Here is an 18,470-nt window from a genome sequence, read left to right on the forward strand (position 1 = left end):
GCTTGCTGTGCAAGTTATCGGGTAGATTGGCTTTTTTGTTACAAACGCTATACGGGCGCCTCATTCCATCTTCTATTTCAAGCCTGTCGTTGCGATCCCATCAATAAATTTCTTCTGAGCGAAGAAAAACACGAGTAGGAGTGGAACGGTAGCCATGACAGATGCTGCCATTAATAAGTGCCAGTCCGTTCCTGCTGTATCCGTAAATAACTTCAATGCAATCGGTAGTGTAAACAACTTCGAAGAACTGATGTAAATTAACGGATCGAGGAAATCCTCCCAGCTGTGTAAGAAGGTGAAAATCGATAAAGTCGCGAATGCTGGTGTTGCCATTGGCACCATGATGCGCCAGAATGTCTGCCAAGGTGTACTGCCATCCATTTCTGCTGCTTCATCCAAGTCCTTAGGAATCGTAATATAAAATTGCCGAAGCAAGAACACGCCGAAGATTCCGCCGGCTCCCAGCATAGGTGGGATGATTAACGGGAAGTGATTATTCACAAGCCCTAGCTTAGAGAACCAGATAAAATTCGGAATAATCGTAACCTCATTTGGGATCATCATCCCGCTTAGAAGAATAAGGAAGAAAACATTTTTGTATGGGAAATTAATCTTCGCAAAAGCAAATCCAGCCAATGCTCCAAAAATGCACGTTCCAATTGTTACCACAATCGCGATGTACACGCTATTCGCATAATGCGTTATAAATAAGGTCTGTGTTGTAAACACTTTCGAGTAATTGGACCATACAATCGGACTCGGAATCCATTGAGGAGGAAACGAAAATATTTTCGTTTGATCCTTGAGTGATGTGGTCACCATCCAAACAAACGGCATCAAAATTATGGCGGAGACAATCGTCAGCAACACATACGATAAGGCATTACTCAGTATTCGGATGGATTTATTGCTCATGATGCACCCACCTTTTTCTGAAGTTCCACTGCACCATGGTAAGTACAAGTACTAAGAAGAAGAGGATAAACGCAACAGCAGATGCGTAACCGAATTCATAGGTTTTGAAGGCTAGCTTATAAATGTAATATACGAGCACACTTGTACTACTCCCAGGACCGCCATCGGTCATTACACTGATCTGCGAGAACACTTTTAGTGAACCGATTAAGGTAATGATTAATGTTAGGAATAACGAAGGCGAAATCATCGGTAAGGTAATTTTCGTGAACTGCTTCCATTTTGATGCACCATCAATCGTAGCAGCTTCATAGTACATTTTCGGTACATCCTGCAAGGCCGCGAGGAAGATAACCATATTCATTCCCACCTTTTTCAAAACACTGACGAGAATAACAACTGGCATCACAAGCGTCGTATTGTACATCCAAGCAGGACCCGTAATGCCGAAGAAATGCAGGATCTGATTGACCAATCCAGCATCTGTAGCGAATACATATTTCCACACGATAGCCCAAACAATAATAGATGTGACGACAGGCGTGAAGATAGCCGTTCGGAAGATGCCAACACCGGGAAGTTTAGTCGATAACAATAAAGCAAGCCCTAGAGCGAGCATGAGATTAAGCGGAATCAGTCCTGCCGAGAAATACAAGGTATGCTTCACGGACAACCAGAACAGTTCATCATTCGTTATTACTTTCACATAATTATCAACGCCAACAAATTTCGTTTCATGCAGGAGCGAATAACTGGTGAAACTAAGTCCAAAGGCACTAATAATCGGTCCTGCCATAAAGATCAAGAACCCAAGCATCATCGGTGCAATAAATAAATAGCCATAGATTGCATTTCTGCGTTTAATTCGAGAGAAGTCGTTTCGCTTTTTTGTAACTATGCTTGCTACTGGCACCTCGGTGGGTGCTGTTCTATACATGTCCATGATGTTCGCTCCACTCCTTATGAGACAATGGCCAAGCTGTATGGGCTTGGCCACAGTTTCTAATCCAGTCCGATCATTCCGCTAGAATTGCATTAACATCCGTTTCCAACTTTTTAAAGATTTCTGGAATTGTCCCTGCTTGCGAGTAGATCGCATCGAAGTGCAACTTCATTTTGTCATCAATTTTCTGGAAGTTGACGAATCCTTGACGTACACGACCACCAGCAATTTGATCGATAACCGCCATTTTCATGCTCTCAGGAGAAGGTCCTTGCTTCAAGAATTCCTCTGAATTCAGAACGGATTTACGGCTTGGCACGAAGTATTGGGACGCGATCTTCGTGTTTTCTTTATTACTTAGAAACTTAACAAGTTCAATGGCTTCGGCTGTGTTGTTGTTTCCTTTGGGAACCATGTAAGCGGCATAACCTAGCGTTGTTCCTTGTCCGCCTGCTGCTTTCGGCATTGGCGCAATGTCCCATTCGAAATCTTTGATTGCTTTCGCTTTACCCATATAGCTCAGCAAATCTTGCTGCATGCCAATTTTGCCAGATTCGAAACCTGTTTGATCACCTGGCTTCGGATGAACCTTCGTTTTGAACATCGAATCACTGAAGAATTGAAGAGCTTGCTGGCCTTGTGGTGTATTCAAAGCAACTTTCTTGCCATCTTTGGTGAAGAAGTCAGAACCGTATGCCCATACCAACGTTTGAAGTGACTCCAGCCAACTTCTTCCCCATCCACCTGGACGAACCAAGTTCATTCCGTAGATCCCTTTATCCGGTTGAGTAATCGCGATCGCCGCTTTGTTCATTTCATCATATGTCCAGTTGCCTTCTTTGTAGAGATCAGTAGGCGTTTTCAAGTTTTTCTCTTTGAATAAATTTTTATTGTAATAGATCATGTTCGGAGGTGTTGAGAAAGCCACACCGTACAGTTTGTCATTTTTAGTCACTAATTCTAATGAGGATGGAATGATATCGCTCATATCAAACGCCGCATCGGTTTTAATAGAAGAAATATCTTCGATCTGCCCTGCTTCAAGGAATTGTGGAATGCCTCTTTCAAGCATCCACATCACGTCTGGCGCTGTTTTGGAAGCGAACATAACAGACATTTTCTGTAAGTAATCTGCGGATGGAATAATCATGATTTCGACACTTACGTTCGGCTTTGTCTTCCTATAATTCGCGATCATGTCTTCATACATTTTCTTTTGCTCTTCAGTTCCCCAAATGCTCATTGTTAACTTAACATTTTTTGCTGGCGCTTTCGTCTCATCGGCTGCCTTAGAGCTAGCAGGAGCTGTCGAAGTCGTTGATGTCGTTTCTTTCGTAGAACTGCATCCTGCAATGAAACTACTAACTAAGAGTACGGAAGTCGTTAAGAGTAAAGCTTTCTTCATTGTGTTTAGTCCCCTTTTTCATCATTTGGTGTGAAGCGCTTTCATAACCTTATTATAAACTTAGCCCAATCTTAAGATAACGCCAAAAAATCTATATAATGTTCAAAATAGCAAGGTCTTCACTGCCCAAAACAAACCGGATTATTGATCTCGGAATTCGGACGGTGTCCATCCCGTGTTTTGTTTAAACAAGGAAGCAAAGTATTTATGATTGGCAATACCACACATCATCGCGATTTCAGAGACTTTCAGAGTTGTTTCTCTCAACAGCTTTCTCGCTTTCTCCATACGAACTTCTGTGACGAAGTCAGACAAATTCTGTCCCGTTTCCCTCTTGAACGTATAGGATAAATATTTCGGGTTAAGATAGACGCGCTCAGCAAGAAACTGTAAGGAAATATCCTGATTGAGATATTCATTCACGAGTTCTCTTACTCTTCGAATCAATAATCGATCCGTATCATCGGTCAATGGCGTCGTTGTTGTTTCGGAAGTGGGCTGCGTGGTCATATAAAGCTGCAAACTAATTTTCTGAAGAACTTGGGCTAACTCAACACGTTCGATGGGCTTTAATAAATAATCAGTTACGCCATATCGCAAAGCCTCTCTAGCATAAACAAACTCATCGTACCCACTAATCACGACAAAAAAGAGACTCGGATGAGACTCTTTCGCTCGCTTGATCAATTCAATTCCGTTCATTTCACTCATACGAATATCGGTAATAATGAGATCCACTTGATCTTGCGTTTTCAACCAATCTAACGCCTCACGGCCATTACTTGCTTCGGTAATTCGCAGTTTCGAGGTAATGACATCTTCAATAATCTTCTTAAGACCTTGTCTAATTTTCTGTTCATCTTCAACTAACAAAATATTCATCTGATTATTCCTCCCATTGAAATGGTATATGGATGCAGAAAGATGTCCCTTCCGGACCTGAGTCTGCGATTGATAATCCATACGACACACCATATAAAATCACCAAACGCTGATGAATGTTGCGAAGGGCGAAGCCTTTTGATCGCTTATTTGAAAGCAAGCCCGATTGTTGACGTTCAGGTTCAACCAAGCGTTGTTCGACTAGCTTCCGACGCTCTGGATCAATACCCTTGCCATTATCTGTGACATAAATATAGAGATCCTGTCCCTCCGCTTTGGAGGTAATCTGTATGGTAATGGGATCTTTGCCAAGACCGTGTTCAATTGCGTTTTCAACCAAAGGCTGAAGAATTAATTTCGGAACCATGGCATATTCGTGTGAGAAATCCACAAGGATTTCTGCGCTCAGCTGATCTTCTAGTCGGAAGCTTTGGATATTCAAATAGTTTTGGACAAACGCTAACTCATCCTTCAAATACACGAATCTTTCCTGTTTATCCACCGTATACCGCAGCAGCTTTCCTAAACTCGTGATAACTTGAGATAACTCATTATTCTGTTCTTTCACCGCGACCATATTGATGGATTCCAAGGTATTATATAGAAAATGTGGATTGATTTGACTTTGCAGCGCATTCAATTCCGAGTCCTTCTCCCGTAACCTGAGCTCATACATTTCTTTAATCATGATATCTAGCTGGGATACCATGCTGTTAAAGCCTTCTGTCAAGGAACCAATCTCATCATTCGAATAAACAGTAGCTCGTTCTTGAAAATCACCACCTTGAACACGCCGCATTTTGCGTTGTAAATGATGGACGGGCTTAACCAATCTATCCGAAGTAAACAGTGCGGCAGCAAAAGCAAATATGAGCGAAACGACTGAAATCCATAAGGTGAAACTCGTAAGCTTTCGCGCATCCGTAAGGAGATCTTCCTTAGGTATCGTGCCGATAATCTGTAGGCCACCGTACCCCGTAGTACGCAAAGATGTGATGATATCGGAAGAATTCGTACCCATAATATCATCGAATGAAGGAAGTGAGCCTTCTTGTGTAAATGGGTAAATCGGCTGCAAGCTTTCATTAAATACATACAATTTACTATGTGTTGATACTTTAACCGTGGACAAAATTTTCTCAAAGCCTTTACTCGTCAAATCAACTTTCACATAGCCTAACTCGCGATTCGTAAGCGGATCCTTAATTAATCGTGCAAAAGACAATGCTTCCTTCGGTTTATTGCGATAGTAATTCCACTCTACAGGAGGCAAAATGACGAGTCCACCGTCCTTCTGTTTGACTTGCTCCATCCATTTCGAGGAATTAGGCTCCCAGTTTCCATTAATCGTTTCCGTCAGATTGCTGAACAAAGTCCCATCCAAGGCAAAAATGAATACACCTTCTAACTCCGTCCGATCAATAATAATTGAGGCAATAAGTTTACTCGTTTTGACCTCCTCTTCAATGCTTTTGTAGCTGCCACTAGCCCTAGCGATTTTATGTTTTTCTAAAATTTCCAATAAATTCGTATCATAATACATTGCAATCGTAATTCGTTCGATATCCTTCACATAGCGTTCTAAATTAATCGATAACTGCTCCACAATTTGATCTGAGTATGTTTTAGCCTCTCGCTCAACATTAGCTGAATATTTCTGATAGGTTAAATAACCACTAAATAAAAATGGAAGCGTTATCATCAAGCAAAATAAAACCAGAAATTTCGTCCGTAAGGACACGAACGGCGATTTATTTATCTTCATAAGCTTCCCCCACTTCAAATGCATGCTCGTATTGAAGGAAAGTATAAATTGTCCCTGTTGAATTTACAAGTACCTATGCCGCTGGTGAAACAAAAAGCTATCCAACTTTAATTGCTAAGTTTGGATAGCTCTTTTTACATCTTTTAGAAACTTAACTTTTTTTCTGATACTGATCTTTTCATTGTAGGTAGGTGTAAAGAATCTAGTGAAAGAACCTCATCCATTTGAGAGATTTGCATGAGAGCCGCAATAAGCTTTTCCTGTTTTTGAATCTTCAGTTTGAATAGGATTTGCACGGATATCTCCAAACCATTCTCATTGGCGGTACCCCCTGCTCTCTCATCCGTATAAGGTACCATTTGGAAATTAACAATTTGCAGCTCATAATTCCCTAATATCGTAGCTACCCTGCCTAAAGCTCCGGGATGATCGACAATTTCAATTACCACTTCATCAAATCTGCGATTTCTAAGTAAATGCTTCTCCCATTTATTCAGTACAAATAAGCTGATTAATACAAGAAAAGTGCATAGCAAGGCACCCATATAGAAGCCAGCCCCTACGCTCAAGCCAATGGCAGCGACAACCCAGACGGAAGCCGCTGTTGTTAAACCTTTAATCATATTGCCGTTGCGCAGGATGGCACCCGCTCCTAGAAAGCCGATACCGCTGATGACCTGAGCCGCTAAACGTGCAGGATCCATGCGGACATTGGTTTCATTAACAAATTGCGAGAAGCCATAAATGGACAGCAACATGATCATAGCTGAACCTAGACAAACCAGGATATGGGTACGGAAGCCGGCCGCATGGTTGCTCCATTCCCGTTCAATTCCGATGATGCCTCCAAGTACAACTGCCAGAACCATTCGAACGGCCAATTCCAAGTGCGTAATTTCCCATACGCTTACAGTAGCAAACGACATGCAGGCCGCCTCCGTTATGTTTGAAATATCTCCTGCATCGCAGACAGCGAGTTTAAGCGAACGTTACATGCTTTAAGGTGAGCGAAAGCTCACCAACCTCCTCCATATCTGATAGGACCTCTCCAGGCGAATGGATTGGAAGCAGTGAGTTCCGACTCTTTATAGCGTGGTTCTGTCTGTTTTAGCTGGCTTGCACCCGCCATACCATCTTCCCTCAATTCAGGAAAACGTACAGCTAGCGCTTCCCTCATCTCCAGAAGCTGAGCCCTGCAGTGCTCCGCGCTGCTGTTGGAAAGCTCTTGCTGCTCGAAGGGATCTTCTTTTAGATAAAACAACTGCTCCTGCCCGCCACATACATAATATAAATATTTCCAGTCTTTATTAGCTACCATGTACAGTCCGTCCCTATCATTCATGTAACCGAAAACCCATTCACGTTCCTTACGAATGCTTTCCATATCCAACAAGGACCGGCCATCCCGATTTCGGTCTTCATCCTTCAGGCAGCCTGCATACGCTAGAACCGTCGGATATAAATCAGCAAGCGTTATCGGCGTATCCACCACCTCCGATGGGCTTAACTGGCCTCCATAACCTTTGGGTGGCTTGAGTAAAAACGGCACCCGGGTTGAAGGCTCATAGAAGCAGGTTTTGTGAAATAATCCATGATCGCCAAGCATCTCTCCATGATCCGAAGTGAAAATGACGAGGGTATTATCCCAAAGTTTCTGGCCCTGCAATTCACCGAACAGGCGGCCCAATTCATAGTCAATATGAGTAATCTGGGCATAGTAATGCTTTCTGGCCATGCTAATGATGTGTGGCGGAAGCATGTCCAGCTTATGGCTTCTTTTTCTAGCCCGAACCCATTCTGGTGATGATTCCCCTCCACTCCAGTCGGATTGTACAGGATCCGAAATGGGAATACCGTCATAAAGACGAACGAAGGACTCCGGAGGATCTAAGGGTGGATGCGGCGCTTCGAAGCTGGTCCACATAAAGAAGGGAGTATCTTGGTCACGCTGCCGAAGGAAATCAATAGATTCTTCAACGGTCCAATGCGTGGAAGTGTAACGTATGGGTGCCGCACTAAATACGGGGTATACCTCATTTCCTCCTACGCCATGCCCTCGGTACGTACCGCGATATTCCGTAGTCTCCAGGAAATTAACATAATCCTCAGGTACTAACCGCATCCGTTCGAAGCCATTACGGTTGCGCGGAGGCGTAAATTGCATTTTACCTGCTGCATGAGTCTGATACCCTGCGGACAGTAATCTCCCGGGCAGTGTATCCTCAGCTACCTCAGGAATACGATAGTGACCATTGGATACCACGCCATGGTTGTATGCCGATCTGCCTGTCATAATCGTAGTTCTTGATGGTACACATAGTGGACAATCCACATAAGTCCGGCTGAACTGGATACCCTCATTGGCCAACTGATCCAGATGAGGGGTCATAACCGGATGAGTGGATTGGGCAATACCTAGACAATCTGCGCGTTGCTGGTCTGTTGTTATTAGCAGAATATTCGGCCGTGATTTCAAATGTGATGTCTCCTTTCTCACTTAAAGATCATTGGCATAGTGAACTGACTAGCGATCTGGCACATACGGTTACGAGGTAATCATAGTGTTCTCTCTGTCAGCATCCCCTCGATCATTTCCTGATAGGATTTGCTTAAGCGCTTACAAGTCATATTATAAAACTTTAACTACCCAGCCGTAATGACACGATTTCCATAATTGGTTCAAAATCGCAAGATGTTTATTACTTCCTATACGCTGATTCCAGAACAAGAAGCATAGAAGCAAAGTATTTATGGTTGGGGCATTCTATGAACATCATTTCTGACATTACCGTTCAAAAAGCTTCGTACATTTTCCACTGCCTGTTCTATGAGCCTTGCCCGCGCTTCTTTGGTGGCCCACGCGATGTGAGGAGTAATTAAACAATTTCTAGCTTGCAGCAGCGGATTGTCAGCTTTCGGCGGCTCAACGGACAATACATCCAGTGCGGCGCCCGCAATGATACCTTCATTGAGCGCATCGGCCAAATCAGCTTCCTGAACAAGGCCGCCACGCGACGTGTTGATGAGCAGCGCCGTCCGCTTCATGTCCTGCAGCCACTCTCTCCGGATGAGTTGGTCGGTCTGAGGTGTCAGTGGACAGTGCAGGCTAATGACGTCCGCTTCGGTAAACAACGTGGACATATCCACCCATTGAACGCCATCCAGTGGATCTGGCTGCTTGGTACCACTGCCCACGGCGATGACGTTCATGCCGAACGCCATCGCAATCCGGGCCGTCTGCTGACCGATACGTCCGACGCCAATGAGACCTAGCGTTTTCCCCGCAAGTTCCATGAGCGGATGCCGAACAAAGCAAAAGTCAGGACTGGACACCCAATCCCCGGCATGGACGGCATCGCTGTGCACCTGAACTCGGTGGCACAGCTCCAGCAGAAGTGCGAAGACGTATTGTGCCACCGAGGGGGTGCCGTATGTTGGCACATTGGTCACATGAATGCCCCGCTCGCGGGCGGCCTCTGTGTCGACGATGTTGTAGCCAGTTGCGAGCACGCCGATATAAGTTAGCTTATCCAGCTTGCGGATTGTATCCGCGCTGATCGGTGTTTTGTTCGTAAGCACAATGTCAGCATCTGCTATGCGTTCAACGATATCTTCTGGAGCCGTGCGGTCGTATACCGTCACATTTCCAAGTTGATGTAATTCCGCCCAGGATAGGTCGCCGGGATTCAGGGTGTAACCATCTAAGACAATGATTCGCTTCATAGAAATTAGCCTCCTTTGAAAAGGTCATTGGTTACAGCGGTGGCCGTTGCATCCAATGGTTCGTTTGCAGGAAATTCGTTGCTCGCATGGGAATTAACCGATAGAATGGGTTTGGCATGGCGGATGAGCCTCATGACACTCCGTGTGACGCGGCTTAAATTCCGCGTTGCATCACGCATACATACTTCCAGACTTGCAGGAGCCTGCACGGTGGCAAAGCAGCCGGTAAAATGCTCGTGAAGAGCCTCGTTCCCCGGCCCCAGGCTGCCCGAAATAAGCACAACCGGCTTCCCTGCCGCTGCAGCTTGCTGCGACACATATATAGGGAGCTTGCCCTGCAGTGTCTGTCCATCACTTTGCCCCTCGCCCGTCAGCACCCAGTCGGCAGCTGCAATTTTGGCTGGAAGTCCGGCGAGCTGCCCGATCACCATCGCGCCGGAGCACAATCTGCCGCCGAGCATAATCAACGCGAACCCGAGACCGCCTGCAGCGCCGCCTCCAGGGGCGTTCGAAACCGAAGGTGCATCTTGCTCACCGCATCCTCGGAGCCGCAGTGAGGATTCTACGAGCTGCGCATAGCTACGCAGGCTGTTATCGAGTTGCGTCACCTGCTCGGGCGTGGCTCCCTTCTGCGGTCCGAATACGTGCAAAGCGCCATGCGGCCCTAGCAAGGGATTGGTGACATCACTTGCGATCGTGATGTGGCAGTCTGCCAATCTGGCGTCAAGCCCAGTAAAATCAACCGAGACGACTCGCGGCAAGTCACGCCCGAAACCCTCCAGCCGTTGCCCATCGGAATCATAAAATGCTCCCCCTAAAGCAGTTAGCATCCCCATCCCGCCGTCGTTCGTCGCACTGCCGCCAAGGCCGATGACGAAGCGGCGGTAACCCAGATCTAACGCCGCCATTACCGCCTCACCCAAGCCGCGGGTTGTCGTCAGGAGCGGGTTGCGATTTGTGCTAGGGATCAAGGTCAACCCGCACATAGCAGCCGTTTCTAGCACAGCCACAACCTCGTCTCCTTGTGGGACAACTCCAATCATCGCTTCTATTCTATTGCCTAGCGGACCAGATACATTTACTTGAATCCGTCGCCCACCGGCAGCGGCAACAATGGCGTCCACCGTTCCTTCGCCACCGTCCGCCATCGGTACGCTTACAATGGTAACACCTTCCATTACTCCTTCGATTGACTGCTGCATAATACGGCATACCTCGAACGAAGTCAGACTTCCCTTAAAGGAGTCCGGTGCAATCACAATGTTCATGGGTTACACCCTCGTCATGTCATAACTTAATTCTTCCTGCGGCAAATAGGCGTCATTATCTCTCAGTGTACGGATTAGTGTCTCTGTATTTAACTGGCACGCGGCTTGACCGGTTTTAATTGCTTGTACGGCAGCCGTTCCTGCAGCTTGACCCATCATAGAGGCAGCAGGCTGCACCCGTATCGATCCATGTACTTGCACATCGCTGGATACGCAGCGACCTGCTACCCATAAGTTGCGCCAACCCTTTGGCACAAGGATGCCATATGGAATTCCGAAGCACTCCCCGACGCCTAGACGCCCCATTTTTTCAAACTCTTCATAGTATCGATTGTATTCCTCTTCTGAGTTGTTATAAGGATGAATATCTATGGATTTGTTGAACATACCGATTTGATCCGGGAATTGTCTTCGGGCAAAGTAGTCATGCACATTCAATTCGTATTCGCCAACAATTCGGCGTGATTCGCGTATACCAAGCAGCGACGCAGTCGTTACGTGCTCGATGTTTTCAAATCCAGGTACATATTTTCGATAAAAATCCATGTACTCCCTCGCCAACTTCCGACCGAAGATGATACCTTCAGTTAAATCTTTGCAGCGAAGGGCATTTAAATTGAATAAATGACCACCATTTAAATAACCAACCGTATGATTAACTTTGGCCATACCCGGCAGGTGCCGATCTGGTTGTGAGAAATGACCGTCGGCAAGCGCTTTTTCCAGCATTTCCTGCTGGATTTCATAGGAGCGGCCCCTTGTCTGATCCCAATTAATCCCGGTAAAAAGTGATGCAAGTGTCGCAGGCATAATTCCGGGCGTATCACGCCCCGCCTCCCGGCACTCCACGCCGCACAGATTAGAGAGAATAGCATCGCCTGTTGCATCGACGAATGTTTTGGCCTTCACATAGGTAAAACCTTCGATGTTATGCAGAACAACACCGTTCACGATTCCTTTCATAACGTCTGCATCTGCATCGACGACTTTAGTGAAGAAGCACAGCTCGACACCTGCATCTACACATAATTCATCGAGAACAAGCTTGTAACCCTCAACCTGGAAAGCTGTCCATTTATGATACGACTTGCGCCAAGCATCAGGGTCGATGTCTGGACGCAGTAACTGACGCGCATACAAAGTCTCGACGATTTCGTTCATCAAGCCACCGACAAGCCTCCGCTCACCGTTCGCCATGGGGTCGAATGCTGTCACTAGACCTGATGTCCCCATCCCTCCCAAACATCCCGTGCCTTCCACCAGCAGTACTTTTGCCCCAAGTCTGGCTGCGCAGATGGCAGCTGCCGCTCCAGCAGGACCGCCTCCGGCTACGATGAGATCATAACATTCATCTAATACAGGAATGCTCCTTTGAAATGTGTACGTTGTCATATAGTCCTCCTAATTAAACAAAAATTCAACCGGTTTAAATTTAATTTATTGCAATTACTATACGTTGTCAATGCTTCGCGTATTAATAAATTGTATTTTTTAAACAATTGGTTTAAACTTTTTTAAAAAGATATACACAGGAGGGTTGCATGCCCACAATCACTGATATTGCTAAACTTGCTAAAGTGTCAAAAGCAACCGTTTCTTTAGCGCTCTCGGACGATCCAAGAGTAGCCGCCAAGACCAAACAGCTCGTTCTTCAAATTGCGGAGCAGTTGGGATACGTGCCGAATCGAATGGCTGTAGGTCTTAGCAAATCTCGAAGCCGTCTGATAGGCGTTGTTTTTTTTAATCCACTGGAGGAAAGTGTAGAGAATCTATTCAGTGATACGGTTATGGGAATCAGTGTCAATGCTATGCGTTTCGACTACAATGTTGTTCTATTCGGATTCTCTGATCAAGACTACTCGGATGTTGCGAAAAAAGTAATTCTCTCCAATGTGGATGGTCTTATTGTGATCTCCACTGTTCCACAGTTGGATGGCTTTGCCGAACTTACCAAGCTTAATCTTCCAATTGTTTTTATTGGTAAGCGTAAAGTTACCGACATTAACCCTCAGGATATGCTTGTTGTAGCGACTGACAACTGGGGCGGCGGCCGCTTGGCAGCCGAACATCTTCAAGAGCTTGGACATGAGAAGGTAACGGTCCTATTGCCCGATGCTCCCACACCTTGGGAGGAGGAACGCGCACACGGGTTCCTGTCCGTGTCATTTCGAGAAGCGCACAAATTACACATTCATACATCTTCTTCCCTATCCGAATTACATGGAAATGGAAGTATTAAAGACTTATCTGGAAGCGCGGTTTTCGCTGTTTCGCCGATTGTTGGGCTAAACATCTTGAGACAAGCACGCGCTGCCAACATGAGGGTACCTCATGACTTGTCGATCATGGTGTTCGACGATTTCTCCTCTGCACCATTCGAAACACCATCACTTACCGTCATCAAGCAAGATATGAAATCACTTGGCAAGTTGGCGCTGCAGTTAGCGATTGATCGAATTGAACGTACAATGGCGCTGCCAGCCCAACTTCTTGTTGCAACAAAGTTAGTAGAGCGAGAGTCTTGCCTACCGCACACCTGAACTGCGCGTCGATTATGAAGGATAATCTACTTAGCTGCAAATAGGAACCGGCTTCTGCTAGGTTCCTATTTGCCGTTATGTGATTATGGAACTCTTCCTCGTAACCCATGCATTATTCAGGTAATATATGGTAATTTTACAGAAAATAAGCCGGGTAGCAAAAAGAAGCCCTAAGGCTTCCTTTTACATAGATCCTCCTATGGTACAGGCTCAAACTTCACAGCATCAGCGACGACGACACCGTTCACACTATCTGTTCCAATTTTGACATAACCCGTAGTACCTGCCGCGAAAGAATAGCTACCAACAAGGTTCCACTGACCACCAAGCGATGTCTGATTGATGTAGGTTGAGGCTGTTCCACTCGCATGCACGATATCTACCGGAATATTCGTTGCACGATTGAAATGGGCTGGCCACCAGATGTAGACATTATACATACCTGATCCTGTTAAAGTTGGTGTAAAGGTAAAGGTTTTCGTACCTCCATCTGTGTTGGTGCTAGTAACGAAATTATAATTGGTCAAATATTTATCCGTTGCAGAGCTGTTACTATCCCAAATACCTCCTTTACTCACACCAGCTCCTGCGTTGTCAACAATAACTGTGGTTGGTGCCGCTGTCAGCGTGAAGTAATCCAATTGTAGGCGGTATCCGGATGCGCTAGCATTCTTGCCCGTTGTCGTAATACGGAACAAGTAGCTGCCCGGATAACTGAAGTTGTATGAACCGAATTGAAAATCCTTATATTTCTCTGTTGTCGACCAAAACGTATCAATAGGCGTTCCGATATTTACCCCATTGATTGAAAGCTGGATGATACTATTGTTACTTGCCTTCATCACACGGCCGATTACATTATACGTACCGGCTTGTGTCACATCCAAGCTGAATTCGGTATAGTCTGCTGCTGCCGAATGGTTGAAACCAAGCTTCTTGCCACCGCTGGCATTCGTATCGTTATAGACGACAATGGAATCCGTCATTACATTAACGGGTAGTGTCTCTGCCTCATAGGGGATCGGCAACGGAATTGGAGACGGATTAGCCGTCTGTGTACCCGTTAAACCAAACTTAACCTTGTATGATTTTCCACCCGAGTCCTTCACGTTTACCTTGAATTTAATCGTTGGGGTATATTGCAAGATCGTTACCGCTGGATCTTTTGAAATTAAATTTTTCGCAGATTTTGCTACTTCAATATAAATGTTGCCTACGTTATCTTGTGTAGGGTCTGATACGGAAACCTCGTAATCGCTCGACGTTTCACGCGTCATAACAGACGATTTGGAATCCGACGTTACTTCGCCAACTGTCTTCCGCGCATCCTTCCAGAAGTTATAGCCTGTAACTTTGAGTCCTGTTTCTTTGACAGCTTGCGCGTCGCTTGAATTCTCCAGAATAGTTATATTCGGTGATGCTGCATAGCTCGCAACTTGCGTACTCGTTTTATTCGGAAGCATAACGTAAGAATACGTGCCATTCGTTGGGTTTACCCCATGATCGAACCAGAGCGTCATGTAATTACGCGTATAAAGGGTCTCTGTATAAGAACCCTTATTCGAATTGATGTCTTTCCACTTACCTGTTCTCGCTTCACGAAGTCCCTTGATCGTTGCGCCTCCTGGGAAGTAATAGCCGAGGTCTGAACCGGACACATTGCCCGCCAGGTGGATATAGTTCGTGCCACTCATCGTCTCTGACCAGCCGAGAGAAGTCGATTTGGCTGTGCCGTTAACAGTAAGGGCATTATTACCTGTCGAATTAATCTTCCGATTCTCGACTATCGTCTCCGTAGTGACGCCATCTGTACTGTTAATATCCGAACCAAGTGCTACGATTTCATCATCGAACATGAACCACGATTTTTTCGTAGTTAACGTTTTATCTATCGAACTCCCTATCTCACCAAGCGCTTGATACTGCATGCCTGTTACACCGTATAGCCCAAGCATGTCTGCCCCGCCTGCCCATGAGCTCTTGCTCCTACCAGATTTTTGCGTAACTCCGTTAAGCACGGTTGTTCCTGGCAATCGGTGGTTGTTCACAGTCGGCCAGAAATTATCGTTGAATTGGGACACATCGTTATTATAGAGCGTAACCATGCCATCCCCAACATGCCATATATTATTATTCTCACTATTGATGGACTCATAGTTCATAATACGATCCGAAGACATGCCAACATTTACCGCATAACCTGGTCTCACCTGTACAACACGATCCATGCCTGCGAATTGTTTGTAGCCAAGCTGCTCGCTCCGTGGTGAAATACCTGTGTTGCTTAAAATGCTTTTGGCTTCAGTAAGCAGCCACATGGATATGCCGTTATAATAACTCTTGTTAGGATCGGCCTGCAACCAGGCCTTGACCATACTTCTGTAAGCAGCGGCATCTGTTGGGGAAGCCACATAAGATAGTTGGATAAGAGCTGTGACAACTCCTCCGCTGGAAAGGTTATCCTCTTCCTTATATCTGGAAATTTCCCGGCCCCGAACGGTATCCATGAGATTTCCTTTGTAAACAAATGGCTCAAAGGAATCATAGACCCACTGGAACACATTGGCCACATTAGGGTCGGTTACCTCCCAAGTCGAACCGTCAAGTAGATACAAGATTTGGGAAAGACTTGAAATTAAAGATGTGCCATACCCGCCTGTATAAGCCAAATAGTCATGCTGAACAAATGAACCATCTGCATAGAACCCGTCACCACTCGTAACATAAGGAAGGAATGCACTCAACCCGTCACGGGCATCAGCGAGCGTAATCCCAGCTGGCACATTATTTTTGCCTAGGATGGCTGCTATCGCGCAAACTTGAACTTCCCACATCCGATTCGCGCCAGTCATATCAATATCATTTTGGAAAGAATTCACCGCTGCTACACTCTCATCTATTTGCGTCTGCGTTAAATCATCGTACATCAGAGCTACAAGGTCATTCAACGCTAAAGCATTGCCGATTTCCCAGTACCACCAATTCGATCCACCTCTTGGTGCACCTTCATAATAAATGCGGCCATGCATCCAATCCAAGCCGTCGATAATCGCAGCCTTCAAGCCCGTATTCCCCATAAGGGACGAGCCGTACGTGCGATAAGCTAGGGCCATTTCGACTAGCATACGATAGGAATACATGGTGCTTGATGGGTAATTCGCTGCACTTATCGGGTATTGGTTCCAAAGCTTTGACCGACTCGGATCCGTAAGCATCGTATCCCAATTCTCTTGTGCCGCAGTCGTGATCTGGGTGATTCGTGTTGCATTATCAACATCAGTTAGTGAATACGTCGTCGGACTCGTCAACATTTTCACGTACTTTTCCCTTAATGCATCGAACTCGTCAGATGCATGTGCTTTCTTCATATCAACTGGGACCCATAGTGATCCGCAAGCAATCAGCAGGGCTAAGCTAACCATCACTAGTCTTCTCATTATAACAATCCGCATTCCTTATACCTCCGATAGGTTAATGTGGTATGAATGTCTTCTCATGTTGTTCAGAACGCAATGCCTCCTTCCATTGTGGCGTTACTAAAAAAAGAAGTTGCATTTCCAAATTCAAACAAAGTTTGGAAGCGCTTTATTCTTTTTCTAAAACTCATTTTATAGATTGTTAGCGTACCAAACAATCCTCCTCATGCTAGATTTGGTTCAATCTATCCACATCCACATCATTTCTTATAGCTCATTATCCTGCCATATATAACAAATTTTCACAGAATGTTTGCTATTCGGGTTAACAAATTCGTATGAGAAAAACCACCCCATATAGCGGAGTGGTTACACAACTTCTTTCATAAATCCTTTGATTCCTTATTTATGAGCCGCTGGTTGATAATCTCCTGGAATCATTCCCGTTGAAATTGCAATTCGATTCCAACAGTTGATCGCATTAATTGCCATAATCAAATTAGCAAATTGGCCTTCATCGAAATGGTTGCGGACTTGGGCATATAATTCCTGTGGAACGCCAGCATCCGAAATTTTGGTCACAGCCTCTGTTAATGCGATCGCGACCCGCTCTTCCTCTGTATAGAATGGCGCCTCGCGCCATGCGTTGAGCATATACAAGCGCTGCTCGGTCTCACCCATCGCACGCGCATCTTTGGTATGCATATCCAAGCAATAGGCACATCCATTTATTTGCGAGGCACGGATTTTAATTAGCTCCAATAATGTGGGATCAATACCACTCTTCCTTACGTATCCTTCTAATTTCAAAAGTGTTTGAAAAGCTTCCGGTTGTGCTTTCGTATAATCAAATCTGATTTCCATGTGTAGGTACACTCCTTTATTTGTAGTTATTATAGAATACGTCTCCGTCATATCGTCGATAATATTAATCGACGATTAACGTTATCTACAATATACCCATTTCCCTTATGACTGTCAACGATAAATCATGGATTTGTAGCTATTAACACCAAATGCCCCTATTTGACAAGGGGTTTAAATCAACCTAAGATGTTTAATAGCAACCTTATTTGGATCTGAAAGCAGGTGTTGGGATGCAGTATAGTATTGGCGTAGAATATGGACTGCATTGTTTGGTATATCTCATTGATATTCCTACTGATTCGACCATCGGGATTAAAGAACTGTCTGCTTTTCAAGGCGTTTCGGAAACTTATCTCTCAAAAATTTTCAGTAAATTAACCAAAGCTGGTATCGTAATTTCTGTCCCTGGAGTCAAAGGAGGCTATAAATTAGCCAAGTCGCCTGCGGATATATCTTTTTGGGATGTTGTAGAAGCCGTTGAAGGTGCTACCCCTATTTTTCAATGTAAAAACATCAAAAATAATAGCTATCTCTGCCGCGATGAAGAATATGCCGCATGCGCGCAAGCTTCTCCCTGTACAATTAATTTAGTCATGCTCGAAGCTGAAGATAGTATGCGCAATGTTCTGCGCAACAAGTCACTTACTTGGTTAAACGAAGAACTGGATCGCGTGTTAACGCCCCAATCCCGCAAAGAAACACGTGAATATTTTGCGAATAATAACCAAGTTTCGCGGTGAAAATAA

14 protein-coding genes are annotated in these 18,470 nt (G+C 45.2%); 2 read left to right on the forward strand and 12 right to left on the reverse strand.

Annotation, left to right across the window (positions count from 1 at the left end; all coding sequences use genetic code 11):
* Positions 1–72 precede the first annotated feature (72 nt).
* The 10 genes from A8708_RS08415 to A8708_RS08460 all read right to left on the reverse strand — a co-directional run bounded on the left by A8708_RS08415 (position 73) and on the right by A8708_RS08460 (position 12,293).
* Positions 73–915 (reverse strand): carbohydrate ABC transporter permease, encoded by an 843-nt coding sequence (locus A8708_RS08415; protein WP_082927356.1) that lies wholly within the window; start codon positions 913–915, stop codon positions 73–75.
* Entirely contained in the window at positions 905–1,858 is a 954-nt protein-coding gene (locus A8708_RS08420) for a carbohydrate ABC transporter permease (protein ID WP_082927357.1), read from the reverse strand. The genes A8708_RS08415 and A8708_RS08420 overlap by 11 nt, the downstream gene beginning before the upstream one ends.
* A gap of 73 nt (positions 1,859–1,931) precedes the next feature.
* Positions 1,932–3,263 (reverse strand): ABC transporter substrate-binding protein, encoded by a 1,332-nt coding sequence (locus tag A8708_RS08425; RefSeq protein WP_068663069.1) that lies wholly within the window; start codon positions 3,261–3,263, stop codon positions 1,932–1,934.
* Between the two features lie 141 nt (positions 3,264–3,404).
* Positions 3,405–4,145, reverse strand: coding sequence for a response regulator transcription factor (locus A8708_RS08430; RefSeq protein ID WP_068663070.1), 741 nt, complete (start codon positions 4,143–4,145; stop codon positions 3,405–3,407).
* A 4-nt stretch (positions 4,146–4,149) separates the two neighbouring features.
* Positions 4,150–5,910: a sensor histidine kinase gene (locus A8708_RS08435; RefSeq protein WP_068663071.1), complete on the reverse strand. Its 1,761-nt coding sequence runs from the start codon at positions 5,908–5,910 to the stop codon at positions 4,150–4,152.
* Between the two features lie 143 nt (positions 5,911–6,053).
* Positions 6,054–6,836, reverse strand: a complete 783-nt coding sequence (locus A8708_RS08440; protein ID WP_068663072.1) for an MgtC/SapB family protein — start codon at positions 6,834–6,836, stop codon at positions 6,054–6,056.
* A gap of 89 nt (positions 6,837–6,925) precedes the next feature.
* Entirely contained in the window at positions 6,926–8,386 is a 1,461-nt protein-coding gene (locus A8708_RS08445) for a sulfatase-like hydrolase/transferase (protein ID WP_068663073.1), read from the reverse strand.
* A 272-nt stretch (positions 8,387–8,658) separates the two neighbouring features.
* Complete coding sequence (locus A8708_RS08450; RefSeq protein WP_068663074.1) at positions 8,659–9,633, reverse strand: D-2-hydroxyacid dehydrogenase; 975 nt, start codon at positions 9,631–9,633, stop codon at positions 8,659–8,661.
* 5 nt (positions 9,634–9,638) lie between these two features.
* Positions 9,639–10,901 carry a glycerate kinase gene (locus A8708_RS08455; protein WP_068663075.1) on the reverse strand — a complete coding sequence of 421 codons (1,263 nt, stop codon included), beginning with the start codon at positions 10,899–10,901 and terminating at the stop codon, positions 9,639–9,641.
* 3 nt (positions 10,902–10,904) lie between these two features.
* Positions 10,905–12,293, reverse strand: coding sequence for an FAD-dependent oxidoreductase (locus A8708_RS08460; protein WP_068663076.1), 1,389 nt, complete (start codon positions 12,291–12,293; stop codon positions 10,905–10,907).
* A gap of 149 nt (positions 12,294–12,442) precedes the next feature.
* Between A8708_RS08460 and A8708_RS08465 the strand changes: the two genes are divergently transcribed.
* A complete protein-coding gene (locus A8708_RS08465; RefSeq protein WP_068663077.1) occupies positions 12,443–13,441 on the forward strand; it encodes a LacI family DNA-binding transcriptional regulator in 999 nt (332 codons plus the stop codon).
* 197 nt (positions 13,442–13,638) lie between these two features.
* Here the strand turns inward: A8708_RS08465 and A8708_RS08470 are convergent, their stop codons facing one another.
* Together A8708_RS08470 and A8708_RS08475 are read right to left on the reverse strand one after the other, a co-directional pair.
* Positions 13,639–16,893 (reverse strand): polysaccharide lyase family 8 super-sandwich domain-containing protein, encoded by a 3,255-nt coding sequence (locus tag A8708_RS08470; protein ID WP_068663078.1) that lies wholly within the window; start codon positions 16,891–16,893, stop codon positions 13,639–13,641.
* Positions 16,894–17,259: 366 nt separating this feature from the next.
* Positions 17,260–17,721, reverse strand: coding sequence for a carboxymuconolactone decarboxylase family protein (locus tag A8708_RS08475; RefSeq protein ID WP_068663079.1), 462 nt, complete (start codon positions 17,719–17,721; stop codon positions 17,260–17,262).
* Between the two features lie 233 nt (positions 17,722–17,954).
* Here A8708_RS08475 and A8708_RS08480 point away from each other — a divergent pair, with 233 nt between their 5' ends.
* Positions 17,955–18,464: an RrF2 family transcriptional regulator gene (locus tag A8708_RS08480; RefSeq protein ID WP_068663080.1), complete on the forward strand. Its 510-nt coding sequence runs from the start codon at positions 17,955–17,957 to the stop codon at positions 18,462–18,464.
* The last annotated feature ends 6 nt before the right edge of the window (positions 18,465–18,470 follow it).

This window comes from Paenibacillus oryzisoli, from assembly GCF_001653565.1.
Lineage (GTDB): Bacteria > Bacillota > Bacilli > Paenibacillales > NBRC-103111 > Paenibacillus_E > Paenibacillus_E oryzisoli.